Annotated in this window: 26 protein-coding genes; 25 read left to right on the top strand and 1 reads right to left on the bottom strand. The window is 36.4% G+C overall.

What is annotated here, in order from left to right:
* Nucleotides 1-4: 4 nt before the first annotated feature.
* The 8 genes from STRMA_RS06485 to STRMA_RS06450 all read left to right on the top strand — a co-directional run bounded on the left by STRMA_RS06485 (nucleotide 5) and on the right by STRMA_RS06450 (nucleotide 8,447).
* The gene (locus STRMA_RS06485; protein WP_003079867.1) at nucleotides 5-1,378 is read left to right on the top strand and encodes a M20/M25/M40 family metallo-hydrolase; all 1,374 of its coding nucleotides are present in this window, start codon (nucleotides 5-7) and stop codon (nucleotides 1,376-1,378) included.
* Nucleotides 1,371-2,438, top strand: a complete 1,068-nt coding sequence (locus STRMA_RS06480; RefSeq protein WP_003081239.1) for a methionine ABC transporter ATP-binding protein — start codon at nucleotides 1,371-1,373, stop codon at nucleotides 2,436-2,438. Before STRMA_RS06485 ends, STRMA_RS06480 begins: the two co-directional genes overlap by 8 nt.
* Nucleotides 2,438-3,127, top strand: coding sequence for a methionine ABC transporter permease (locus STRMA_RS06475; protein WP_115277054.1), 690 nt, complete (start codon nucleotides 2,438-2,440; stop codon nucleotides 3,125-3,127). The genes STRMA_RS06480 and STRMA_RS06475 overlap by 1 nt, the downstream gene beginning before the upstream one ends.
* Nucleotides 3,128-3,445: 318 nt before the next feature.
* Nucleotides 3,446-4,291 (top strand): SAM hydrolase/SAM-dependent halogenase family protein, encoded by an 846-nt coding sequence (locus tag STRMA_RS06470; protein ID WP_003081931.1) that lies wholly within the window; start codon nucleotides 3,446-3,448, stop codon nucleotides 4,289-4,291.
* Nucleotides 4,292-4,321: 30 nt separating this feature from the next.
* The gene (locus tag STRMA_RS06465; protein ID WP_003081268.1) at nucleotides 4,322-4,867 is read left to right on the top strand and encodes an ECF-type riboflavin transporter substrate-binding protein; all 546 of its coding nucleotides are present in this window, start codon (nucleotides 4,322-4,324) and stop codon (nucleotides 4,865-4,867) included.
* A gap of 58 nt (nucleotides 4,868-4,925) precedes the next feature.
* On the top strand, nucleotides 4,926-6,602 hold the full coding sequence (locus tag STRMA_RS06460) for an ABC transporter ATP-binding protein (RefSeq protein WP_003079379.1): 1,677 nt from the start codon (nucleotides 4,926-4,928) through the stop codon (nucleotides 6,600-6,602).
* A complete protein-coding gene (locus STRMA_RS06455) occupies nucleotides 6,599-7,429 on the top strand; it encodes an energy-coupling factor transporter transmembrane component T family protein (protein ID WP_003080666.1) in 831 nt (276 codons plus the stop codon). Before STRMA_RS06460 ends, STRMA_RS06455 begins: the two co-directional genes overlap by 4 nt.
* A gap of 370 nt (nucleotides 7,430-7,799) precedes the next feature.
* The gene (locus STRMA_RS06450; protein ID WP_003079226.1) at nucleotides 7,800-8,447 is read left to right on the top strand and encodes a hypothetical protein; all 648 of its coding nucleotides are present in this window, start codon (nucleotides 7,800-7,802) and stop codon (nucleotides 8,445-8,447) included.
* Between the two features lie 350 nt (nucleotides 8,448-8,797).
* Here STRMA_RS06450 and rsmG read toward each other — a convergent pair whose 3' ends face one another.
* Nucleotides 8,798-9,511, bottom strand: coding sequence for a 16S rRNA (guanine(527)-N(7))-methyltransferase RsmG (gene rsmG, locus STRMA_RS06445; RefSeq protein ID WP_003080553.1), 714 nt, complete (start codon nucleotides 9,509-9,511; stop codon nucleotides 8,798-8,800).
* 93 nt (nucleotides 9,512-9,604) lie between these two features.
* On the opposite strand from rsmG, the gene STRMA_RS06440 reads away from it, so the two are divergent.
* The 17 genes from STRMA_RS06440 (at nucleotide 9,605) to STRMA_RS06360 (ending at nucleotide 21,549) form a co-directional block, all read left to right on the top strand.
* Nucleotides 9,605-10,165 (top strand): LemA family protein, encoded by a 561-nt coding sequence (locus STRMA_RS06440; protein ID WP_003078840.1) that lies wholly within the window; start codon nucleotides 9,605-9,607, stop codon nucleotides 10,163-10,165.
* 9 nt (nucleotides 10,166-10,174) lie between these two features.
* Complete coding sequence (htpX, locus tag STRMA_RS06435) at nucleotides 10,175-11,074, top strand: zinc metalloprotease HtpX (protein ID WP_003082219.1); 900 nt, start codon at nucleotides 10,175-10,177, stop codon at nucleotides 11,072-11,074.
* Nucleotides 11,075-11,192: 118 nt separating this feature from the next.
* Nucleotides 11,193-12,089 carry a cation diffusion facilitator family transporter gene (locus tag STRMA_RS06430; RefSeq protein ID WP_003080387.1) on the top strand — a complete coding sequence of 299 codons (897 nt, stop codon included), beginning with the start codon at nucleotides 11,193-11,195 and terminating at the stop codon, nucleotides 12,087-12,089.
* A 45-nt stretch (nucleotides 12,090-12,134) separates the two neighbouring features.
* Nucleotides 12,135-12,668 (top strand): YceD family protein, encoded by a 534-nt coding sequence (locus STRMA_RS06425; protein WP_003081737.1) that lies wholly within the window; start codon nucleotides 12,135-12,137, stop codon nucleotides 12,666-12,668.
* A gap of 345 nt (nucleotides 12,669-13,013) precedes the next feature.
* Nucleotides 13,014-13,703, top strand: coding sequence for a response regulator transcription factor (locus STRMA_RS06420; RefSeq protein WP_003082300.1), 690 nt, complete (start codon nucleotides 13,014-13,016; stop codon nucleotides 13,701-13,703).
* 103 nt (nucleotides 13,704-13,806) lie between these two features.
* Nucleotides 13,807-14,298 (top strand): transcriptional regulator NrdR, encoded by a 492-nt coding sequence (gene nrdR, locus STRMA_RS06415; RefSeq protein ID WP_003079923.1) that lies wholly within the window; start codon nucleotides 13,807-13,809, stop codon nucleotides 14,296-14,298.
* Nucleotides 14,285-15,460, top strand: coding sequence for a DnaD domain protein (locus STRMA_RS06410; protein WP_003078553.1), 1,176 nt, complete (start codon nucleotides 14,285-14,287; stop codon nucleotides 15,458-15,460). The genes nrdR and STRMA_RS06410 overlap by 14 nt, the downstream gene beginning before the upstream one ends.
* Entirely contained in the window at nucleotides 15,461-16,363 is a 903-nt protein-coding gene (dnaI, locus tag STRMA_RS06405; RefSeq protein ID WP_003080396.1) for a primosomal protein DnaI, read from the top strand.
* An 11-nt stretch (nucleotides 16,364-16,374) separates the two neighbouring features.
* On the top strand, nucleotides 16,375-17,685 hold the full coding sequence (der, locus tag STRMA_RS06400) for a ribosome biogenesis GTPase Der (protein ID WP_003079681.1): 1,311 nt from the start codon (nucleotides 16,375-16,377) through the stop codon (nucleotides 17,683-17,685).
* A 440-nt stretch (nucleotides 17,686-18,125) separates the two neighbouring features.
* The gene (locus tag STRMA_RS09900) at nucleotides 18,126-18,317 is read left to right on the top strand and encodes a Blp family class II bacteriocin (RefSeq protein ID WP_234943959.1); all 192 of its coding nucleotides are present in this window, start codon (nucleotides 18,126-18,128) and stop codon (nucleotides 18,315-18,317) included.
* Between the two features lie 110 nt (nucleotides 18,318-18,427).
* Nucleotides 18,428-18,817 (top strand): hypothetical protein, encoded by a 390-nt coding sequence (locus STRMA_RS06390; RefSeq protein WP_003082063.1) that lies wholly within the window; start codon nucleotides 18,428-18,430, stop codon nucleotides 18,815-18,817.
* Between the two features lie 14 nt (nucleotides 18,818-18,831).
* The gene (locus tag STRMA_RS06385) at nucleotides 18,832-19,050 is read left to right on the top strand and encodes a Blp family class II bacteriocin (RefSeq protein ID WP_003080892.1); all 219 of its coding nucleotides are present in this window, start codon (nucleotides 18,832-18,834) and stop codon (nucleotides 19,048-19,050) included.
* A gap of 124 nt (nucleotides 19,051-19,174) precedes the next feature.
* Nucleotides 19,175-19,603, top strand: coding sequence for a hypothetical protein (locus STRMA_RS06380; protein WP_003078653.1), 429 nt, complete (start codon nucleotides 19,175-19,177; stop codon nucleotides 19,601-19,603).
* A 441-nt stretch (nucleotides 19,604-20,044) separates the two neighbouring features.
* A complete protein-coding gene (locus STRMA_RS06375) occupies nucleotides 20,045-20,272 on the top strand; it encodes a Blp family class II bacteriocin (RefSeq protein WP_003081384.1) in 228 nt (75 codons plus the stop codon).
* 10 nt (nucleotides 20,273-20,282) lie between these two features.
* Nucleotides 20,283-20,471, top strand: a complete 189-nt coding sequence (locus STRMA_RS06370) for a Blp family class II bacteriocin (RefSeq protein ID WP_003079001.1) — start codon at nucleotides 20,283-20,285, stop codon at nucleotides 20,469-20,471.
* A 569-nt stretch (nucleotides 20,472-21,040) separates the two neighbouring features.
* The gene (locus STRMA_RS06365; RefSeq protein WP_003079955.1) at nucleotides 21,041-21,253 is read left to right on the top strand and encodes a leucocin A/sakacin P family class II bacteriocin; all 213 of its coding nucleotides are present in this window, start codon (nucleotides 21,041-21,043) and stop codon (nucleotides 21,251-21,253) included.
* The gene (locus tag STRMA_RS06360; RefSeq protein WP_003080053.1) at nucleotides 21,253-21,549 is read left to right on the top strand and encodes a bacteriocin immunity protein; all 297 of its coding nucleotides are present in this window, start codon (nucleotides 21,253-21,255) and stop codon (nucleotides 21,547-21,549) included. Before STRMA_RS06365 ends, STRMA_RS06360 begins: the two co-directional genes overlap by 1 nt.
* The last annotated feature ends 653 nt before the right edge of the window (nucleotides 21,550-22,202 follow it).

Genomic DNA, 22,202 nt, shown 5'->3' with positions numbered 1-22,202 from the left:
AAACATGACATTTTCAACGGAAGAAGAACAGCTTGTTAAGTTTAAACAAGATGAAGTAGCGCAGCATTATTTTGAAGTTTTGCGAACTTTGGTTTCTAAAAAATCTATTTTTGCACAGCAGATCGGTCTGCAAGATGTTGCTGCTTACTTAGGGGAAATTTTTGCAAATGTTGGTGCAGAAGTTACAATTGATGAAACCTATAAGGCTCCTTTTGTGATCGCAAAATTTAAGAGTCCTAATCCTGACGCAAAAACCATTATTTTTTACAATCATTATGATACAGTGCCAGCAGATAATGATCAGCTGTGGACAGACGATCCCTTTAAATTAACTGTACGTAAAGGCTATATGTACGGTCGAGGAGTAGATGATGATAAGGGGCATATCACAGCACGCTTAACTGCTGTCCGCAAATATATCCGAGAAATTGGCGAGCTCCCTGTTAATATTACTTTTATTATAGAAGGTGCAGAAGAGTCAGCTTCCACGGACCTGGAAAAATATTTAGAAAAATATGCAGAGAGACTCTTGCCCGCTGAACTCCTTATTTGGGAGCAAGGGGTTAAAAATAATTTAGGACAGTTGGAAATTACAGGAGGCAATAAAGGAATTATTACCTTTGATTTATCTGTTTCCAGTGCGGAAGTTGATATTCATTCAAAATACGGAGCTGTAGTGGAGTCTGCAACTTGGTATCTGCTAAATGCTATTTCTAGTATGCGTGCAGATGATGGCCAGATTTTGATAGATGGCATTTATGATAAGATTTTAGCTCCTAATGAACGGGAGTTAGACCTTGTAGAAAGATTTGCGCTTGAAAATAGTGATGGTTTGCGCAGGGTCTATGGACTTAAATTACCGGTATTAAAAAAAGAACGTCGGCAGTTTCTTAAAACTTATTTCTTTGAACCTGCCTTATCCATTGAAGGTATTTCCTCGGGCTATCAGGGACAGGGGGTTAAAACCATTCTGCCAGCATCTGCCAGTGCTAAAATGGAAATGCGCTTGGTTCCAGGACTCAGTCCGCGTTATGTTTTTGATAAGATAAACACCCATCTCAGAAGGCATGGCTTTGAGCATGTTAAAGTGACTTTTACTCTGGGGGAAGAATCTTACCGCAGTGATATGAGCGCACCAGCTATCTTAAATGTTATTGACTTGGCAAAAACTTTTTATAAGGCAGGAGTCTCAGTGCTGCCAACCGCTGCTGGGACTGGACCCATGTATACAGTATATCAAGCTTTAGGGGTACCTATGCTGGCTTTTGGACTTGGTAATCCTCACAGCCGGGATCATGGCGGCGATGAAAATGTCAGCTTGGCCGATTATTATAGGCATATTGAATTAATCAAGGAGTTAATTAGAAGTTATGAATGAAGCTATTATCCAATTAGATCATATCGGGATCACTTTTCATCAAAAAAAGCATACAATTGAGGCCGTAAAAGATGTCAGTGTTAGCATCAAACAAGGAGATGTCTATGGTATTGTAGGTTATTCTGGAGCGGGGAAATCAACGCTTGTTCGTGTTATTAATCTTTTGCAGATTCCAAATGAAGGAAAAATTACCATTGATAATGATGTTACTTTTGAAAAAGGCGCAGTTCAGCTGTCCAATCAGGAGTTGCGCCAAAAACGCCGTGATATTGGTATGATTTTTCAGCATTTTAACTTAATGGCTCAGAAGACTGCCCGTGAAAATATTGCTTTTGCCTTGCGTCATTCTGATCTTAGTGCCGATCAAAAAAATCAGAAGGTATCTGAGCTGCTGGAGCTAGTTGGTCTTTCTGATCGAGCTGATAATTATCCTGCTCAGCTTTCAGGAGGACAAAAGCAGCGTGTCGCTATTGCGCGTGCTCTGGCTAATGATCCTAAAATTTTAATTTCAGATGAAGCAACTTCTGCTCTTGATCCTAAAACAACGAAACAAATTTTAACGCTTCTGCAGGAGCTTAACCGTAAACTGAATTTAACCATTGTGATGATTACACATGAAATGCAAATTGTTAAAGACATTTGCAACCGTGTGGCGGTAATGCAGGATGGCTCTTTGATCGAAGAGGGTTCTGTTTTGGATATCTTTTCCAATCCTAAGGAGAGTCTAACAAAAGACTTTATCAAAACAGCAACCGGCATTGATGAAGCCTTAGCCAAAATTGAAGAGCAGGATTTTGTTAAAAATTTATCGGCTGGTTCAGTTCTTTTGCAGCTAAAATATTCAGGTTCAGCAACGGATGAACCCATTTTAAATGACCTTTATAAAAAATATCAAGTCACAACTAATATCCTTTATGGCAACATTGAAATTTTGGAAAGTACGCCTGTGGGAGAAATGATAATTATTTTAGACGGAGAAGTCTCAAGCATAGAGCAGGCACTCAGTGACTTGAAAAATTCAGATGTCAAAGTGACAGTTTTAAAGAAGGGAGCTAAATGATGAATTTAATTCAAACTTATCTGCCAAACGTTTATCAACTAGGCCTTACAGGAGATACAGGGTGGCTGACGGCTTTTTTAAGTACACTTTATATGACGGTCCTTCCTTTTATTATCGGAGGAAGCGTTGGCCTTCTTTTTGGTCTTTTATTGGTACTTATGGGGCCAGATGGTGTTATTGAAAATAAAAAGCTTTGCTGGATTATTGATAAAATTACTTCTATCTTTCGTGCGATACCTTTTATTATATTAGTTGCCATACTGGCACCGCTGACTTATTTGCTGCTGCAGACAAATTTAGGAGCAACAGCGGCATTGGTACCTCTGTCATTTGCTACTTTTCCTTTTTTTGCCCGTCAGGTTCAAGTCGTTTTTTCTGAATTGGATCGTGGTGTTATTGAGGCAGCACAAGCCTCAGGCGCTACTTTTTGGGATATTGTAAAAGTTTATCTTAGCGAAGGTCTGCCAGATTTGATTCGTGTATCAACAGTCACTTTAATCTCGCTAGTTGGAGAGACTGCCATGGCAGGAGCTATTGGGGCAGGCGGTCTGGGAAATGTTGCTATTTCTTATGGTTTTAATAATTTCAATATGGATATTACTTTTGTAGCAGCTCTTTTGATCGTCCTTCTCATTTTTGCGATCCAGTTTATTGGAGATCTGCTGACTCGCAAAGTTAGCCATCGCTGACCAATCAAGTCAGTAAACAGTATTTTTGAGTTTTATTGATATCCGTTTATCAGATAATCAAAAAGTATCTGTTGTGTTTTGAAGAAAATGAACGATAAAAATAGTATTTAAGACAGTCATTAAAAGGCAAGGAGCAGCGGAGAAAATGCAGAAGTTTTAAAATTTATTTTCTCCGCTCTTTTTATATGTTTGCAAAAGAAGGAAAGACAGTCAATTTTTATCAGTAAGACTTATTCTATTTTTATTTCTTTTAGGATATTTAAAAGGAATACCTCTTATGTTACAATGGGGTGTTGATCATAGAGAAAGGCAGAAAGTATGAGCAATAAATTATTAGTTTTACAGTCAGATTTTGGACTGGTTGATGGTGCGGTAGCTGCTATGACAGGAGTAGCTTTGCAGGAAGATCCTACTCTTATTGTGCACAATTTAACCCATGAGATTACTCCTTATAATATCTTTGAAGCTTCTTACCGGCTTTTTCAAACAGTAGAATATTGGCCAGAAGGAACAACATTTGTTTCTGTTGTAGATCCTGGTGTAGGCTCTGCACGCAAAAGCGTTGTTGCTTTGACAAACAAGGGTCAATATATTGTTACTCCTGATAATGGAACACTTTCTTTTATAAAAAAACATATTGGTATCAAAGCTGTCCGTGAGATTTCTGAAGTTGCCAATCGCCGCAATAATACAGAACTGTCTTATACTTTTCATGGACGTGATGTTTATGCTTTTACCGGAGCCAAACTGGCCAGCAATCATATTACTTTTGCAGAAGTCGGTCCCAAATTGGCTGTTGAAGATATTATTGAACTGCCAGTAGTTGAGACAGTTATTGAAGAAAACTTTGTTCGGGGTGCAGTGGATATCTTAGATGTCCGTTTTGGATCTCTTTGGACTTCTATTACACGTGATGAGTTTTATTCACTAAAGCCAGTTTTTGGAGAACGCTTCGAAATTACTATTTATAACAATGATATGCTGGTTTACCAAAATCAAGTTGTTTATGGCAAATCCTTTGCCGATGTTCGAATCGGGCAGCCCATTATTTATATCAACTCGCTTTATCGAGTTGGCCTTGCTATTAATCAAGGGTCATTTGCTAAAGCTTATAATGTAGGGGTCGGTTCTAATTGGCATATTGAGATTAGAAAAATGGCTTGAAGCTAAAGAAGAAGTTAAAGGAGAACGATTATGCAAAATAATTCTATTAAATCAGTTGTTGCAACAGGTATTGGCTCTGCCCTTTTTATTATCATTGGTATTTTTGTCAATATTCCTATTTTTGGAAATACGAGCATTCAGCTTCAATATGCTGTTTTGGCTCTCTTTTCAACCCTTTTTGGTCCTGTAGCAGGCTTTCTGATTGGTTTTATCGGTCATGCCCTTAAAGATAGTATTCAATATGGTAGTTTATCTTGGGCTTGGATTTTGGGAAGCGGCATTGTAGGCATGGGAATTGGACTTTTACGCCAAAAATATGATATTTCAAAAGGAATTTTTAAGCTGCCAAATATTATTTGGTTTAATCTAGCTCAGACAGTATCGGTATTTGTGGGCTATGCTTTGATTGCACCTATTGGTGATAAAATTCAATTTGCGCAGTCTTGGTCTTATCTGTTTGTACAAGGATTTGTGGCTTCTGTTTCAAATGCTCTGACAATTGGTGTTGGCGGAACAATCCTTTTAGCCATTTATGCTAAAACACAGACACAGGCAGGCAGTCTTTCCAAAGAATAAATATGGACAAGGAATTTTCAGCATATTTCCCTAGGTACTAGGTAAATGAGAGAACGATATGACAGATTTTATTACATTTGAAAACTTTACGTTTAAGTACAATGCACAGAGTGAGTCAACTCTGAAACATATTAATTTAAATATTAAAAAGGGAAATAAAGTACTTATTATAGGTCCATCAGGATCTGGGAAATCTACTCTTGGACAATGCCTAAATGGTATTATTCCTAATATTTATAAAGGGACAAAGTCGGGTCAGCTGACTATTGGAGGGCAGGAGGTTTTTGAACGTTCTGTCTATGATAAATCTGAGCTTGTCAGCACTGTTTTACAGGATCCAGACAGTCAATTTATCGGCTTAACAGTGGCTGAAGACATCGCTTTTGCTTTGGAAAATGATTGCCTGAGTCAAACGAAGATGAGAGAAAAAGTTCATTTTTGGGCGGAGAAATTAGACTTAGTCGATCTGTTACAGCAGCGGCCTCAGGATCTCTCAGGCGGTCAGAAGCAGCGTGTTAGTCTGGCAGGTGTTTTAGTCGACGAAAGTCCGATTTTGCTTTTTGATGAACCTCTAGCTAATTTAGATCCCAAATCAGGGCAGGATACGATAGATTTAATTGACCGTATACATAAAGATAATCAGGCTACAACGATTATTATTGAACATCGGCTCGAAGATGTTTTATACCGCTGCGTTGATCAGGTTATTTTAATTAATGAAGGAGAAATTCTCTTTGATGGTGATCCAGACAGTCTGCTGCAGACCTCTCTCTTGGCTGAAAATGGCATTCGCGAACCGCTTTATATTAGTATTTTACGTGATTTAGGATTTAAACTTGACAAGCAGCAGCACTTAAGCCAACTGTCCCAACTTGATTTATCAGGATTGCAGACAAAGACAATAGGACCTTATCAAAAGCTTAGCCATGATTATTCTGACTTACTTACTTTAAAAAATGTGACCTTTTCTTATACTAAAGGCAGCCCTATTTTGAAAGATATTTCTTTAATAATCGGTAAAGGGGAACGTATTTCAATCGTTGGAAAAAATGGAGCAGGGAAGTCAACGTTAGCTAAGGCCATGTGCCAATTTATTACAGCAGACGGAGACATTTACTATCATAATCAGTCCATTAAAGAAGATACTGTCAGAGAGCGAGCCGAACGGATTGGCTATGTTTTGCAAAATCCTAATCAAATGATCAGCCAGACCATGATTTTTGATGAAGTAGCTCTGGGGCTGCGTTTGCGTGGGTTTGATGAAAAAATGATTAAAGAAAGAGTGCATGAGACTTTGAGGACATGTGGCTTATATGCTTTTCGTAAGTGGCCAGTTTCTGCACTTTCTTTTGGACAGAAAAAACGAGTGACTATTGCTTCTATTTTAGTTTTGAATCCTGAGATTATTTTGTTGGATGAGCCAACAGCTGGACAGGATCAGCGTCATTATACAGAAATTATGAACTTTTTGAATCAGCTGCAAAAAGCTGGTCATACGATTATCATGATCACTCATGATATGCAGTTGATGATGGAATATTCTGATCGCTCCCTTGTGATTGCAGATGGGAAAGTGATCGCTGACAAGAGTCCTATTGAGGTTTTGGGAAATAAAGAACTTCTTGAGCGGGCTCACCTGAAAACAACGAGTATTTTTCAATTAGCTGAAAAGCTAAAGATAAGCTCTGCCGCTTTAACGGATTTTTATATTCATGGAAAGAGAGGAAAGCAATGACGAATAGATTAATTGGCTTTCGCCCAGGCGATAGTTTTCTTTATCAGCTGTCTGGTGCCTCTAAATTGATATTTTTCATTTTAGTGTCTATCGCCTGTATGACAACCTATGATACGCGTTTTACCCTTACCATTGCCGTTTTCTCTCTATTGTTATTTAAAGCCGCCAATATCAAATTTAAAGAAGTCTCCTTTATTTTTTTCTTAGTCATTGTTTTTGCTTTTATTAATGTTTTAGTGGTCTATTTCTTTGCTCCTTCCTATGGCGAGAAAATATATGGGGTAAAAACTATTATTTTTCAAGGTTGGGGACGCTTTTATCTAAGCAGCCAAGAACTCTTTTACCTTTTTAATCTTATTATTAAGTACTTTTGTACAGTTCCTTTGGCAGTTATCTTTCTTATAACGACTCATCCAAGTCAGTTTGCTTCCAGCCTCAATCAGATAGGAATACCCTATAAAACAGCTTATTCAGTGAGCCTGACGCTGCGCTATATACCAGATGTTCAAGAAGAATTTTACATGATAAGAATGTCTCAGGAAGCTAGAGGTATTGAGCTATCTAGAAAAGCAGCCTTAAGGCAGCGCATTAAAGGAAATCTTCAGATTGTTATCCCTTTAATTTTTAGTTCATTAGAAAAGATTGACACTATATCAACGGCTATGGAGCTTCGCCGTTTTGGAAAAAATAAAAAAAGATCATGGTACAGTTTTCAAACCTTTCATAAAGGAGATATGATAACAATGTTTCTTGCTGTCTTCTTCTTATTAGTAAGCTTTTATCTCATTTCTTTAAATAAGGGACGTTTTTATAATCCCTGGCTTTAAGATGAGAAAGAATATCTTTCATAAACATAAAAGGATTTTGTTATTCTAATGATTTATAAATGATCTTCTGTCTCTATTTATAAGCTGTTTAATGACTTTCTTCTATAGGTTTGTTTTTCTTCAAAACTAAAAGTTAAAAAATTTAGTCTACGATAATGAAATTTGTGATAAAATAGTTTATGAGTGGAAGCGAAAGCTCTTGCTAAAGCTATATATTAAAAGGTCAAGCGCTTAGCTATTTACATATTGGATGTGCAAAAGTATCACTATAGACAAAGCTCACAAGATAGCTTTGCCTATTTGTTTTGTTATCTATGGTGTTAGGATAAGTCTTGAATTTATATAGGAGAAAAATACATAGGGAGAAGAAATGGGATTATTTACGGATAGTCTAAAAATTGGAGCAGGCCTTACTTTGGGAAGTGCAGCTGCTGAATTAGGAGTACAAAAGACGCTTGTAATTGTTGAAGATAAAAGACTTAGGCAGTATAATGAGTATCGCTCAAGATTATACGATATCATTGTGCGTGAAGATTTGTGCCGCTTAGAAGTAGATGGCCGTCTGCAAAGTAGGCCTTATCCTTTTCCGGAGAAAGCAACAGTTCTCAATTTTTCAGAATTGCAAAAGGATATTTTACATTTAACCCAAAATTTCAAGGGAGAAACATTGCTTAAATTTATGAAATGGCATCCATGGTTAACAGCGTTATTGTTTGCCATTTTGATAATACCTTTTATTCCTCTTCTAAGCTATAATGCACTTATAGGATTAATAGTGTTTGTTACTTTATTTCGATTAGTTTTTAACAGACCTAAGAAATTTAAACGAGTGCTGGTTGAGGACGGTAAACAGTATTGGCATATTCGTGAATATATTCGCCAAGCTTTGGAAATTGGAGAGTTAAACCCAAAGCAAAGTATTCCTAAACTGCTGAATGCTCGTTTAGTGCAGCAGTTTCCAGATACCATTGAAGAAATTGAAGCCAATGCCTTTAACTATAGACATGGATTTAAATAACGATATCGAAAATGAAATAGGACGCCATCATGTTTCGGCAGAAATCTCTTTTTGCTATCGCTTGCAGTGTAAGGGATAAACTGGACTGTTAAGGATTTGAACCTAAAAACCAAAAGGTGAAAGCAGCAAGCAGCAGAAACATGACTGTTTCTGCTGCTTCGGAAGATTTGAGACCTTAAGCTCAAATTTTAGATATGGAATTTCAAAGGAGGCGGCTGCCGTCTGTACACCCAAGGAAAGTCTCAAAAGAAGACTTTCTCTTCAATCTGAGAGCTTGGGATTATTTCCCAGACTTTTTTTGCGAAATTATTGAAAGCACAATGACTTTTTAATCATTTTATATAACTATTTTAGAGAGGTTTCTTATTTGGTATTCCTGCTTTGCGGGGATATTGATTAGGAGTCTCTTTCTTTTTACTGATAATGATGAGATTTCTTTCATCGCCATTTGGCAAGTGATAGTTGTAACTTTTAGAAACTCGGCTGAAAAGAAGTCTAAGAGCGTTTTTGGCAGCTTCTAATTCTTCGCTTGCAGCACTTGCCTTAAGGGCTAAAAGCTGTCCGCCGACTTTTAAAAATGGGATAGTCAGCTCAGATAAAACCTGTATGCGAGCCACAGCACGGGCTGTTACGATATCAAATTGGGCACGGAAATGCTGGTTATGCCCAAAGTCTTCTGCTCTGCCATGATAAAAATAAACATCAGTAAGCTCTAATGCCTCTGCCAATGCTTTAAGAAACAGGATACGTTTGTTCAGTGAGTCAATAATCGTTATCTTCAGCTGAGGGCAGATAATTTTCATAGGCAGGCTAGGAAAGCCAGCCCCTGCTCCAATGTCTAAAATAGTTAAGGGTTCATTAGGGATATAACCTGTTAAAACAGGAGCAAGCGAGTCATAAAAATGCTTAAGATAAACTTCTTTTTCTTTTGTAATAGCTGTTAAGTTCATTTTCTTATTCCATTCTACTAACAGTTCAAAATAAAGGTGAAACTGTTGTTTTTGATGATGAGATAAGATAATATCATATTTTTTTAGCGCCTTGTAAAATTCTTCAGGGGTCATAGCTTCTCCTTACTGATCATTAATTTATTCTAACACATTTCTCTTTTTTCTGATATAATGGAAAAAAGGATTTTATTTTAAGGAGAACAAAAAATGTTTATGTGGGTTATTTTAATTATTATAGCTCTTCTTGTTATATGGGTCATCATTGGCTACAACAGTCTGGTTAGAAGTCGTATGCAGACGCAAGAAGCTTGGAGCCAAATTGATGTTCAATTAAAACGTCGAAATGACCTTATTCCCAACTTAATTGAGACAGTAAAAGGCTATGCCAAGTATGAAGAAAGTACTTTAGAAAAGGTTACGGAACTGCGCAGTCAAGTCGCTAATGCTAGTACGCCAAATGAAGCCATGCAAGCAAGTGATGCTTTAGGCAGACAAATGGCTAGTATTTTAGCAGTTGCAGAAAATTACCCTGATTTAAAAGCAAATCAAAATTTTATTAAACTGCAGGATGAGTTGACCAATACGGAAAATAAAATTTCTTATTCCCGACAGCTCTTTAATTCCACAACAGCTAATTATAATGTTAAGCTAGAAACTTTCCCTAGCAACTTAATTGCCGGTTTATTTGGCTTTAAAGTGAAGGAATTTTTGGAAACTCCTGAGGAAGAAAAAACAGTTCCTAAAGTTGACTTTGGGGATATGGCTTAGGAGAAGGCTATGTTGTTTAATCAAATTGCCAGCAATAAAAGAAGAACGATTCTTCTTTTATTTGTTTTCTTTTTCCTTTTAGCAGCTATTGGTGGGGCAGTTGGCTATCTGTGGTTAGACAGTTTAGTAGGCGGTATCATTATAGCTTTGATAATTGGTTTTATCTATGCTTTTAGCATGATTTTTCAATCGACTAATATTGTGATGTCTATGAATAATGCTCAAGAGATTACCGTTGAAGATATGCCAGAGTATTATCATATTGTTGAAGATATGGCTATGGTGGCACAGATTCCTATGCCTCGAGTTTTCGTTATTGATGATCCTTCACTCAATGCTTTTGCAACTGGTTCAAGTCCTAAAAATGCTGCAGTAGCAGCAACAACAGGCCTGCTCGCTATTATGAATCGAGAAGAGCTGGAAGGTGTTATAGGACACGAAGTCAGTCACATTCGTAATTATGATATCCGTATTTCTACAATCGCTGTAGCTCTTGCCAGTGCTGTAACTTTGATTGCTAGCATTGGCGGCCGCATGATGTGGTTTGGAGGCGGCAGATCCCGCCGTTCTAATAATAGCGAAGGTGGAGGCTATCTGCAGATTATCTTATTGATTTTTTCTATTTTAGCTATTATTCTAGCTCCTTTGGCAGCAAGTTTAGTTCAGCTAGCGATCTCCCGCCAGCGTGAGTACTTGGCAGATGCCAGCTCTGTTGAGTTGACTCGGAATCCGCAAGGAATGATTAAGGCTTTGCAAAAATTAGAACAGTCACAGCCAATGGCGCATCATGTTGATGATGCCAGTGCAGCCCTTTATATTAATGATCCGCAGAAAAAATCAAGTATGAAGCATCTCTTTTTCACTCATCCTCCTATAGCAGACAGGATTAAACGTCTGGAACAAATGTAAAATTAAAGCAAGAGAGTGTCATTAAAATTATGACACTCTCTTGCTTTGTTTTTGTAAACTTTGACAGGGTTGTTATGCTGATGTTAAAATAAATCAAAAACTAGTAAAGGAGAAATATATGCCCCATCAACATTCTACAGGACAAACAAGCAGCAGACCTATTTTTATTGCATTTTTAGCTAATTTTGGTTTTGCTCTGATTGAATTTATTTTTGGATCTCTTTTTAATTCCAGTGCTATTGTTGCTGATGCTGTTCATGATACAGGGGACGCTTTAGCTATTGGTTTTTCTTATTATTTTGAAAGATTATCTCAGAAAAAAAGTGATCAAAAGTATACTTTAGGCTATATGCGTTTTAGCCTTCTAGGTGCTATTTTAACCTCAGTTATTTTAATTACAGGATCTATTATTGTTTTAGTGGAAAATGTTGGTAAAATCCAAAATCCAGAGCCTGTTAACTATAACGGTATGCTAGGATTAGGAATTGTGGCGGTCATTATTAATTTTTTAGCTAGCCGTGTATTACATAAGGATAGCTCAGAGCAAGAGTCTATTTTGAGTCTGCATTTCTTAGAGGATATCTTAGGCTGGCTGGCTGTCATCTTTGTTTCTATTATTCTGCGCTTTACTGACTGGTATTTTTTGGATCCGCTTTTATCTATCTTAATTGCTCTCTTTATTCTTAGTCAGGCTTTACCTAAATTTATAAGAAATTTGGAGATCTTTCTGGAAAAACGTCCAGCTAATTTAAATCTGGAAGATATAGAGGCACAAATTCTTACTATAGACCAGATTAAGGGGATTGCTCAGTTTAATGTTTGGTCTTTTGACGGCCGCCGGCATGTCGCTATGATCCATGTTATGGTAGAGACTGAGGCAAATGAAGCGCTTATTAAAGATCAAGTTCATCATCTTTTTCATCGTTACAATATTGTTGAATCAGCTGTTGAATGTGACCATTCGGACTTTCAGCATTTACACCACAATCAAATCACAAATAACCATAGCAGTTAATAATCCCCAAAGCAACATACTTGCAAAATCGAGAGGAGAAAATCAATGTTTAATATTAATGATATTAAAAAAATACCGGAAGGTATTTCATTTAATGAAAACTTATCACTTGAGTCAAAACTGATGGAGAGAAGTTCCCAAGTACTAGCACTTGATGATGTCACAGCAAAGGGAAAGCTTCAGTATGATGATGGCTTCTATCTTTTGAATTATCAGCTTGACTATACTATTACACTGCCTTCAAGCCGATCGTTAGAGGCTGTTGTATTAGAAAACAGCCTGCCTGTTCACGAAGTTTTTATTGAAGCCAGTGAGGCCGAAGAAAAGCAAGAATTAGTAGAAGATGATTTGGTTTTAGTTCTTGAAGATGATGCGATTGATTTAGAAGAAAGTATTATGGATAATATTTTGCTTAATATTCCTTTAAAAGTCTTAACAGCAGATGAAAAAGCTGCTGAGAAGCTGCCATCGGGCCAAAATTGGAATCTTCTCAGTGAAGAGCAATATCAAAGCATGCAAAAAGAAAAGAAGGCAGAAAACAGTCCCTTTGCAGCTTTGACTGACTTTTTTGATGAGTGATTTACAAGCATCAAAAGGTGCCAGAAAATAAATTTAAAGATTCCAATTATTCGATAATTCAAATTTTTTTCTTAGAAAATACTTAATAAAAGTTGCATATTCATTGAAAAAAGAAAATAGAAATAGTATAATGAAAAAAATGATGGGATTTTAAAAATACTAAAAATAAAAAAAGTTTTTTTTTAAAAAGAGGGGAATTCCTATATTAGTAAAGGTTTATTCCATCATGTATAATAGAAATGTTTGGCGTTACATGACTGTAATGCCACTGTTATACGGAAATAATACTTTGATTGTAAAACTATTTGAAAAATGAGGGTTACATTAAAATGAAATGGAGAGGGTATGGCAAAAAGTATTTTAATTATTGAAGACGAAAAGAATTTAGCAAAATTTGTTTCCTTGGAACTGCAGCACGAAGGTTATGAGGTCGAAGTTGAACATGACGGCCGATCAGGACTAAATAAAGCTCTTGAAAAAGATTATGATCTAATCCTTTTGGATTTGATGCTGCCGGAGATGGACGGCTATGAGGTAACGCGCCGCCTGCAGCTGGAGAAAACAACATATGTGATTATGGTAACGGCCCGTGATTCTGTTATGGATATCGTAACAGGGTTGGATCGTGGTGCTGATGGCTATATTGTGAAACCATTTGCTATTGAGGAATTACTAGCACGTGTACGTGCTATTTTTCGGCGGCAGGATATTGAAAAAGCTAAATATGTCACTAAGCCAGATGGAACCTATCGGGATTTACAGCTTGATGTACACAATAGAGCAGCTATTCGAAATGGAGAAACTATTCCATTGACGAAACGAGAGTTTGATCTTTTGAGTGTTTTGATGGAAAATATCAATCAAGTAATGACCAGAGAAGAGTTGCTGGCACATGTCTGGAAATACGATCAAGAAGCAGAGACAAATGTTGTTGATGTCTATATTCGTTATCTGCGCGGGAAAATTGATGTTCCTGGAAAAGAAAGCTATGTTCAGACTGTCCGCGGTATGGGCTATGTCATTCGTGATAAATAATCAAAGAGTAAGCATACAGGAAAAAGCAATTTGTATGCTTTTTTTATCATTTGATTTGTGGTAGAATAAAGTATTAATCAAATCTAAAAAGCGAGGAGTTTTCATGCGTTGTCCAAAATGTAGTTATCTTAAATCAAGTGTTGTTGATAGCCGTCAAGCTGAAGAAGGAAACACCATCAGACGCCGCCGTGAATGTGAAAACTGCCATACACGCTTTACGACTTTTGAAAGAATTGAAGAGCTTCCTCTTTTAGTGGTAAAAAAAGATGGAACCAGAGAGCAGTTTTCACGTGATAAAATCTTTAATGGTATTATCAGAAGTGCTCAAAAACGTCCTGTATCCAGCAGTGCTATTGAAAGAGTAGTAAATGATATTGAGCAAAAAATTCGCAGTGACTACGATAGTGAAGTATCCAGTGAAGTCATTGGGAATCTTGTTATGGATGAATTAGCTGAGCTTGATGAGATTACATATGTCCGTTTTGCCAGTGTTTACCGTAGTTTCAAGGATGTTGATGAAATCGAAGATTTACTGCAGCAAATCACAAATCGTGTGAGAAGTAAGAAAAAGAGTAAAGTAGATGAAACCGATTGATGAATTTTCCTATATTCGCCAAAATTTTCAAAGCCCTGACACAGTTAGTTTAATTAGATTTTATTTGCCAATAATTGGCAATGATGCTGCTAGCTTGTATCAGTATTTTATAAGCTTTTTTGATAATGGTGAGAAGAGGCATAAATTTAGTGAAATCCTTAATCATGTCCAGTTTGGGATGGCACGTTTGGAGCAATCCTTATCTCTTTTGTCAGCAATGGATCTTATTGCCATTTATGAGAAGACTGGAAAGTATTTTATCAAGATACTAGCTCCTTTAAGCGGGCAAACCTTTCTTAAAAACGCTGTTTACCGCAGTCTTTTAGAACAAAAGATCGGTCAGGTAGCTGTGGAACATTTGGATTTACAGCTTCCAAAAGAAGCAGTTGATCGCTCTCAGCAGTTTTCAGATGTCTTTACAATGGACAGTGAGGTGAGAGTTGTATCTGCATCGCTGGGAAGTAAGACAGACTTTGATTTAGAGAGTTTTAAAAGCCTGATGCGAAGAGATGGTTTGCAGTTTTCTAATGAGCAAAAAGATGTTGTCGCTCTTTATATTATTTCTGAAAAATATCACTTAACTTGGTATGATACTTATCTGCTGGCTAAAGAAACAGCTTATAAGGATAAAATAGCAACCAAACGAATGGTAAGCAAAAAAGAGCAGGAAGGAAAATCCATCGGGAAGCTATCTTCATTTTCTAAGGAAGAAACGGTTGTTATCAAAGAAGCAAAGGCGGATAATCCTGAACTTTTTCTGGCTAAGATCAAAAAGGCAAGGCATGCAGCTATTACAAGGGATGAACGTCAACTCTTGTTAGATTTAGCAGAGATGCATTTTTTGGATGAAGTTATCAATGTTATGGTTTTGTATACGATCAACAAGACAAATTCAGCCAATTTAAATCGCTCTTATCTGATGAAAATAGCTAATGATTTTTCCTATCAGAAAGTTGCTTCTGCTGAGCAGGCTGTTGAAAAGATGCGCTCTTTTACTGAACGTCGCAAACAAGAGCAGCATCACAGCAGAAAAAAAGCAAAAAGCAATATACCTGCTTGGAGCAATCAAGACTATAAGAATGAGACAACAGCTGAAGAACAAAGCCGTCTGGATGAAATCAAACGCCAAACACTCGCAAGACTAAGAAAGGATGATGAGTAGATGGAAAAAATCGGTCAAACCCTATCAAGAAAGAATACTCACTCCAAATACACTAATCAAGAGATGATTCAGGCAATTCTGTCTGATCAGGCTATTATTGATTTTATTGCTGCCCATCACTTAACACAGGAACAAGTTCAGATAAGTCTGCCTAAGTTTAATCAGTACCTTTTGGAGCGTGAACGTTTTGAAAGTAAGGATCAAGCCTATGTTGCTAAAGGATACCAGCCTCTCTTGGTTATGAATGAAGGCTATGCTGATGTTTCTTATTTAGAAACCAAAGAATTAAAAGAAGCTCAAAAGAAACAAGCTGTTTCAGATCGTATTAATGTGATTAGTTTACCGCGTTCTTATAAAAATATCTCTTTTGATGATATCAATCTTGATGATGTCAAGCGTCTAGATGTGTTTAAAATGATAGCTGATTTCGTGGAGCATTATCCAAGCCCTGGGCAAAAAGGGCTATATCTTTATGGTGATATGGGAATTGGCAAGTCTTATCTAATGGCAGCCATGGCTTATGAACTGTCAAAGAAAAGAGAAGCAAAGACCACACTCTTGCATTTTCCAAGCTTTGCGATTGATGTCAAAAATGCTATCAATACAGGAACGGTTAAAGAAGAGATTGATGCTGTTAAGAAGACTGATATTCTCATTCTTGATGATATTGGTGCTGAACAAAGTACCTCTTGGATTCGTGATGAAGTTTTGCAGGTTATTCTGCAATATCGGATGTTAGAAGAGCTGCCAACCTTTTTCACATCTAATTATAGTTTTAAAGATTTAGAAGCTAAATTAGCTAATATAAAGGGAAGTGATGAAAGCTGGCAAGCTAAACGGGTGCTGGAGCGTATTCGCTATTTAGCTAAGGAGATTCACTTAGAAGGTGAAAATAGAAGATAAAAGGAGAGATAATGTCTTTACCAACTGTTGCTATTGTTGGACGTCCTAATGTTGGCAAATCCATGCTTTTTAATCGTATTGCTGGTGAACGTATTTCTATTGTTGAAGACGTTGAAGGGGTCACGCGCGATCGTATTTATGCTAATGCCAACTGGCTTAATCGCCAATTTTCAATCATTGATACAGGGGGCATTGATGATGTTGATGCGCCTTTTATGGAGCAAATTAAGCATCAAGCTGATATTGCGATAACAGAGGCTGATGTCATTGTTTTTGTGGTATCTGCTAAAGAAGGCGTGACAGATGCAGATGAATATGTGGCAAAGATTCTTTACCGTACACATAAACCTGTTATTTTAGCCGTTAATAAGGTAGATAATCCTGAAATGCGTAATGATATCTATGATTTTTATGCTTTGGGCCTTGGAGATCCTTATCCTGTTTCTTCTGTACACGGTATTGGTACAGGAGATCTCTTGGACAAGATTATAGAAAGTCTGCCAATACAGACAGAAGAAGAAAATCCAGATAGGATTAAGTTTAGTTTGATTGGACGTCCCAATGTCGGTAAATCAAGTCTCATTAATGCTATTCTTGGTGAAGAGCGCGTGATTGCATCACCGCTAGCAGGGACTACACGTGATGCTATTGATACGACTTTCACAGATGCACAGGGGCAGGAATTTACGATGATTGATACTGCAGGTATGCGTAAATCAGGTAAAGTCTATGAAAATACAGAAAAATATTCAGTGATGCGTGCTAAGCGGGCTATTGATCGTTCTGATATTGTCCTAATGGTAATAAATGCTGAAGAAGGAATTCGTGAGTATGATAAGCGTATAGCTGGATTTGCCCATGAAGCTGGTAAGGGAATTGTTATCCTTGTTAACAAATGGGATACTATTAAAAAAGACAATCATACAATGGCTCAGTGGGAGACCGATATTCGTGAGCAGTTTCAATATATTCCCTATGCACCGATTGTTTTTGTATCAGCTCTTACGAAACAGCGTCTTCATAAGCTGCCGGATATGATTAAGCAAATCAGTCAAAGTCAAAACACCCGCATTCCTTCGGCTGTTTTAAACGAAGTGATTATGGATGCTGTTGCAGTTAACCCAACACCGACAGATAAGGGGAAACGGCTGAAGATTTTTTATGCCACTCAAGTATCAGTCAAGCCGCCAACCTTTGTTATTTTTGTCAATGAAGAAGAGCTGATGCACTTTTCCTACCTGCGCTTTTTAGAAAATCAAATTCGTAAGGCTTTTGTATTTGAAGGAACCCCTATTCACTTAATCGCAAGAAGAAGAAAATAGCAGGAACCGTTATGTTTTATTGGAAGACGCAGAAGAATTGGCAAAGTTCAAAATTCTTTCTGTATTTTTCTTTGTTAAAAGATGTATAAGTAAAGGAACCTTTCTCTTAAACTGAATTTTAGAGAGAGGTTTTTTGTTGTGCTGATTAACGTGTTTTTTTAGTTACAGGGAGCAACATTATCTTTGCTGTAAATGAGAGAAAAATGACGGTTCAGGGCAAAATAGCTACTGTTCTTCTTAGCAAATATTAGTCTTTTTCGCTTAGTCAAGTGGCTATCTTTATGATAACAAAGTAACAGCTAAAAGCACTTATCATATTTTCGAGATTGGACAAGTAGACTATTCGTAAATATGCAAATTATTTTTTTATTATTTTCATATTTACGAATTATTAAAAACCGTAAATTAAAGTGGTAAGATAATAGTGTAAAATATTTTACTTGTCGGTTGATCAAGCAGACAAAAATACTAAAAAAGAAAAAAGAGTTTGTTGTGATACAATGACAATTGAAAAGTTTGAAGTAATGAATGCTCAAGAGCTTGCCGCTGTTGAAGGTGGAAGCAAAATATCGGCTGGTGATCTAGCTCGTGCAGGTGCTATTTGTACAGCTAGTGGAGCTTGCTATTGGTAGTTTGATTGCTCCTGGAGCAGGAACTTGGGCTGGAGGTATATTAGGTTCCCAGTGGTGTACGGGAGCATGGGCGATCGCAACTTCCGTTTAATCCATAAAGAGGTAGTGAAATGAAGGAAAATATCACTAGAATAGTTGTAGCTTTGTCACTTTCTGATTTGTTAATTGAGTTCTCTGGTATTGTATTGGATATTTCAATAAAGAAAATAGCTGTTTTGGTTATTGGAAGTAATTTACTTGAGTTATTAATTCACTATTTATGTCGAAAAGAACATTCAAATATCAATCTTAGAGAAACCTTTCAATTATTTGGTAAATTTATTAAAAAAACAGCATTAGTTATGATTACTCTAGCTATCATTGTAATCAGTATGATTGTTATCAACCATGAATCTCATTTTTCTATTTTCTTTTATATACACGTTTTTATAACAGTTTATACCATCGGCTATGTTCTTTGCTCCAATAATGTTATAGCAAAGACTTTAAAACATAAGTAGGAGGAAGTTTAACAATGAAAAATATTAATCAAAAATTTACTGAACTAAAAAATATAGAATTATCTTCAATTACCGGAGGAGATCGTAGGTTGGGAAATGCAGTAATATCAGCTGCAATGGGTGCTGTGGAAGGAGCGAAAGCCTGTTCTTTAGGAGGCCCCTGGGTAGTAGCAGCTTGTGCAGCGGGTGCAGGTGCATATAGTGGATATTGGGGTTATGTGATTGGTGGTTAGTTTATTTAATAGATAAGATAAAGGGAGAGGCTAGCTTTCCCTTTGTTTTTAGTTGTTATGTCTTAAATATATTGATGTTATGGCCAAATATGTGTATAAAAATAGAAACAAAAAGAGGATACTAATGAAAAGAGATGAACCGTTTACTACTGTTAATCATCTGCGGGAAAGAAAAAAGGAGCTAATTGTAGTTACCTGTGTTTTTATCGCCATTACGCTTATGAAGGGGTATATAAGTCTAAAAAAAGGAATGCATTTTATTGACCCTAGCCTTATTTTTATATTTATAATATTCCTTTGTGTGCTAGCAGAATGGATTTCTGGAAAAGTTAGAAAAAATAAGCAATCTGTTAAAACCACTCGCCTTTATGAAAAAAAGGAAACATTAGTGATTTATACGCTTGGCTTTATCGCTATGGCTGCCATAAATCTTTACACCAGTATAACGACTCAAGCTCATTTTATTGATGTGTATCTTGTGCTTATGTTTTTAATTGCTATAGGTACCTTAGTAGATTTGGAAATTGAAAATATTAGAAATAAGCATTTCTAATGACCATCATTAGAAACGAACCGTAAGTTCTTCTTCGTCGTTGAGTAAATGTTTACGAGGGAAATGAAATGCGAAGAATAGATATGTTTTCCAGAATTGATGGTGGAGGAAAGGGAGCTTGAGATTATTTTTGTTCTAAACTCTATTTTTGTTACCATTCAGGGCAAAATAGCTACTGTTCTTCTTAGCAAAGGTTAGCTTTTTTAGCTCAGTCAAGCGATTATCTTTAGGATAATAAGGCAGTAGCTAAAAGCACTTATTATATTTGCGAGATTGGACAAGCAGATTATTCGCAAATATGCAAATTATTTTTTTTATTATTTTCATATTTACGAATTTTCAAAAACCGTAAATTAAAATGGTAAGATAATAGTGTAAAATATTTTACTTGTCGGTTGGCCAAGCAGACAAAACATTAAAAAGAAAAAGAGGTATTATACTATGAATACACAAGTATTTGAACAATTTGACGTAATGGATAATGAAGCGCTTTCTGTTGTTGAAGGTGGATATAACTGTACTGGAGATTTTGTGACTGGAGTTGCTAGTGGAACCGCTGGAGGTGCCTTAGCTGGCGGACCGGTTGGAGCATTTGTTGGAGCTCATGTTGGTGTTATTGCAGGTGGGTTGAAATGTGTTGGTGGACAATTAAGTTCTCGATTTTTCTAGGAGGTATCTTATGCTTAAAAATGATTATATGGACTATAAAAGTTTGACTGAAGATGAATTATCACAAATTGAAGGAGGGAAGTCTGGAATTTTCAAAGCTGCGGGCTATTGTGCTGGCGATGCCTTGCTTGGGGTATGGGGCGGACCTGCTGGCATGGCAGCAGGATGCGCAGTAGGTGTTGTAGAATCTTTTTTCTAGGACTATAACTAACTTCTATGGAACTCATTATTAAAGTTATTATCTTTTTCTTCTTTTTATTAATTTCAGTTTATTTAAAAAAAAGAAAATGGTTCAATGATAAGCAATTTTATTCGTTTATTGTTGTTTTATTCATGATATTATTTAGCTATTACTTATTTGAGCTTATAATAACATTTATAGAGTAAAGGTATTTATACAAATGGGAAAATATCACCGTTCTATGTACGTTGATAGTCCTGTTTCTAGGTACCGCAGTTTTAATGACTTCAAATTATTTATGGTAAATAGCGCTTGCAATTATTGGTATATTACTGTATTTAGCTGGTCTAGTAGTAAAATTTTGGAAGAAAAGGTAGATTTGTATTGTAAAATAACAGATAAAAAATAGTTACTGTACACTACTCAGTATTCTAGAGTTTAGGATAAACAGCCATTGTAGCTGTTTGTCCTGCTCATGGCAAAATAACGACCAGTCGTGATACAGGCGGGTATGGTTTGAAAATTGGGGTAATATCATCGGTTAGCCAAGCAGATAAAACATTAAAAAGAAAAAGAAGTACTATACTATGAATACACCAGTATTTGAACAATTTGAAGTAATGGATAAGGAAGCCCTTTCAATTATTGAAGGTGGAACTTACTATGGAAATGGGGTTACTTGCACTAAAAAAGGATGTACAACGGACTGGGGAACAGCTATTACAACTATCCTAAATAATTCAGCAATGAATTGGGCTACTGATGGCAAAGCTGGCTGGCACTCAGGAGGAGTTATTTAATGGCTAAACTGAAATGGTTTTCAGATGGTAAAACTAGAAAAGAGCAGGCAGTAGTGATCATTGAAGCATTATTAGGTGAGCTAAAGGAAGATAGAAATAGTCAGCCTTTGCAAAATATATTATTTCAGTATAAGGAAGAAGTAAAAAATCCAAAAATTTCAATCCCATTTATATTAAGCCGAATGAATGTTGACATTTCCCGTATAGTGACAGAAAATGGTATTCTTTTATCAAATCATCAGTCTAGTCAATTAAAGAAATTGAGAGATTTATCAAATATTAGATATGGATACTAGCTAGTTTATCTATGGTGGATTCTGAAAAAGAATAGCCCTTTCAGTTAATGTTATCCATATTCGTACGCAGAAAAAGATTAATTGGTTATACAAGGATGCAAAAGTTGGTGGTGATTAATATGCCTATATCTAATATACTATGCCTTTTGATTGGTCTAGCCATTGGTTTGGCCTATAGTATTTGGAATAAAAAGTAGTCTGCTTGCAGCTGCGGCTGCAGCTGGTCTAGGTGCTGCTAGTGATGGAGTTACTTATTGGTGGTGAGTATTATGGAAGATCCTTTTCTTTTTGGTATCCTTATTGGCCTTGTTTTTGCGATTTTGTATCGGAAATCATCTCGAGATAAAAAAAATAAATAGGCTGGTACTATCCTAAACCTTCCAATAACAGTGTGATAGTAATAGTGGAAACTCTCTTTCGAGAGCTTCCTTTTTTAACCATTCAGGCTAAAATAGCTACCATTCAGGGAATTTTGCTCTATTTCAAAAATAGAGTGCTATACTAAATCTTGTCAGTTGGCTAATCAATAAATAACTGTAAAAGGAGTGTCTAGTTATGAGAAAATATCTAATTGTTCTTTCTGCCTTGATAATCATTTCTTAGGGATTAAGGTTCTGTTAACGTCAAGTAATATTTGGCAGATGGCATTTGCC

It is taken from the genome of Streptococcus macacae NCTC 11558, assembly GCF_000187995.2.
Taxonomy (GTDB): domain Bacteria; phylum Bacillota; class Bacilli; order Lactobacillales; family Streptococcaceae; genus Streptococcus; species Streptococcus macacae.
This window is presented reverse-complemented; position numbering and strand designations above follow the sequence as displayed.

Excerpts from the sequence above, each read along its gene's own strand:
- STRMA_RS06485 (WP_003079867.1), top strand. The coding sequence starts at position 5 with ATGACATTTTCAACGGAAGAAGAACAGCTTGTTAAGTTTAAACAAGAT.
- STRMA_RS06480 (WP_003081239.1), top strand. The coding sequence starts at position 1,371 with ATGAATGAAGCTATTATCCAATTAGATCATATCGGGATCACTTTTCAT.
- STRMA_RS06475 (WP_115277054.1), top strand. The coding sequence starts at position 2,438 with ATGAATTTAATTCAAACTTATCTGCCAAACGTTTATCAACTAGGCCTT.
- STRMA_RS06470 (WP_003081931.1), top strand. The coding sequence starts at position 3,446 with ATGAGCAATAAATTATTAGTTTTACAGTCAGATTTTGGACTGGTTGAT.
- STRMA_RS06465 (WP_003081268.1), top strand. The coding sequence starts at position 4,322 with ATGCAAAATAATTCTATTAAATCAGTTGTTGCAACAGGTATTGGCTCT.
- STRMA_RS06460 (WP_003079379.1), top strand. The coding sequence starts at position 4,926 with ATGACAGATTTTATTACATTTGAAAACTTTACGTTTAAGTACAATGCA.
- STRMA_RS06455 (WP_003080666.1), top strand. The coding sequence starts at position 6,599 with ATGACGAATAGATTAATTGGCTTTCGCCCAGGCGATAGTTTTCTTTAT.
- STRMA_RS06450 (WP_003079226.1), top strand. The coding sequence starts at position 7,800 with ATGGGATTATTTACGGATAGTCTAAAAATTGGAGCAGGCCTTACTTTG.
- rsmG (WP_003080553.1), bottom strand. The coding sequence starts at position 9,511 with ATGACCCCTGAAGAATTTTACAAGGCGCTAAAAAAATATGATATTATC.
- STRMA_RS06440 (WP_003078840.1), top strand. The coding sequence starts at position 9,605 with ATGTTTATGTGGGTTATTTTAATTATTATAGCTCTTCTTGTTATATGG.
- htpX (WP_003082219.1), top strand. The coding sequence starts at position 10,175 with ATGTTGTTTAATCAAATTGCCAGCAATAAAAGAAGAACGATTCTTCTT.
- STRMA_RS06430 (WP_003080387.1), top strand. The coding sequence starts at position 11,193 with ATGCCCCATCAACATTCTACAGGACAAACAAGCAGCAGACCTATTTTT.
- STRMA_RS06425 (WP_003081737.1), top strand. The coding sequence starts at position 12,135 with ATGTTTAATATTAATGATATTAAAAAAATACCGGAAGGTATTTCATTT.
- STRMA_RS06420 (WP_003082300.1), top strand. The coding sequence starts at position 13,014 with ATGGCAAAAAGTATTTTAATTATTGAAGACGAAAAGAATTTAGCAAAA.
- nrdR (WP_003079923.1), top strand. The coding sequence starts at position 13,807 with ATGCGTTGTCCAAAATGTAGTTATCTTAAATCAAGTGTTGTTGATAGC.
- STRMA_RS06410 (WP_003078553.1), top strand. The coding sequence starts at position 14,285 with ATGAAACCGATTGATGAATTTTCCTATATTCGCCAAAATTTTCAAAGC.
- dnaI (WP_003080396.1), top strand. The coding sequence starts at position 15,461 with ATGGAAAAAATCGGTCAAACCCTATCAAGAAAGAATACTCACTCCAAA.
- der (WP_003079681.1), top strand. The coding sequence starts at position 16,375 with ATGTCTTTACCAACTGTTGCTATTGTTGGACGTCCTAATGTTGGCAAA.
- STRMA_RS06390 (WP_003082063.1), top strand. The coding sequence starts at position 18,428 with ATGAAGGAAAATATCACTAGAATAGTTGTAGCTTTGTCACTTTCTGAT.
- STRMA_RS06385 (WP_003080892.1), top strand. The coding sequence starts at position 18,832 with ATGAAAAATATTAATCAAAAATTTACTGAACTAAAAAATATAGAATTA.
- STRMA_RS06380 (WP_003078653.1), top strand. The coding sequence starts at position 19,175 with ATGAAAAGAGATGAACCGTTTACTACTGTTAATCATCTGCGGGAAAGA.
- STRMA_RS06375 (WP_003081384.1), top strand. The coding sequence starts at position 20,045 with ATGAATACACAAGTATTTGAACAATTTGACGTAATGGATAATGAAGCG.
- STRMA_RS06370 (WP_003079001.1), top strand. The coding sequence starts at position 20,283 with ATGCTTAAAAATGATTATATGGACTATAAAAGTTTGACTGAAGATGAA.
- STRMA_RS06365 (WP_003079955.1), top strand. The coding sequence starts at position 21,041 with ATGAATACACCAGTATTTGAACAATTTGAAGTAATGGATAAGGAAGCC.
- STRMA_RS06360 (WP_003080053.1), top strand. The coding sequence starts at position 21,253 with ATGGCTAAACTGAAATGGTTTTCAGATGGTAAAACTAGAAAAGAGCAG.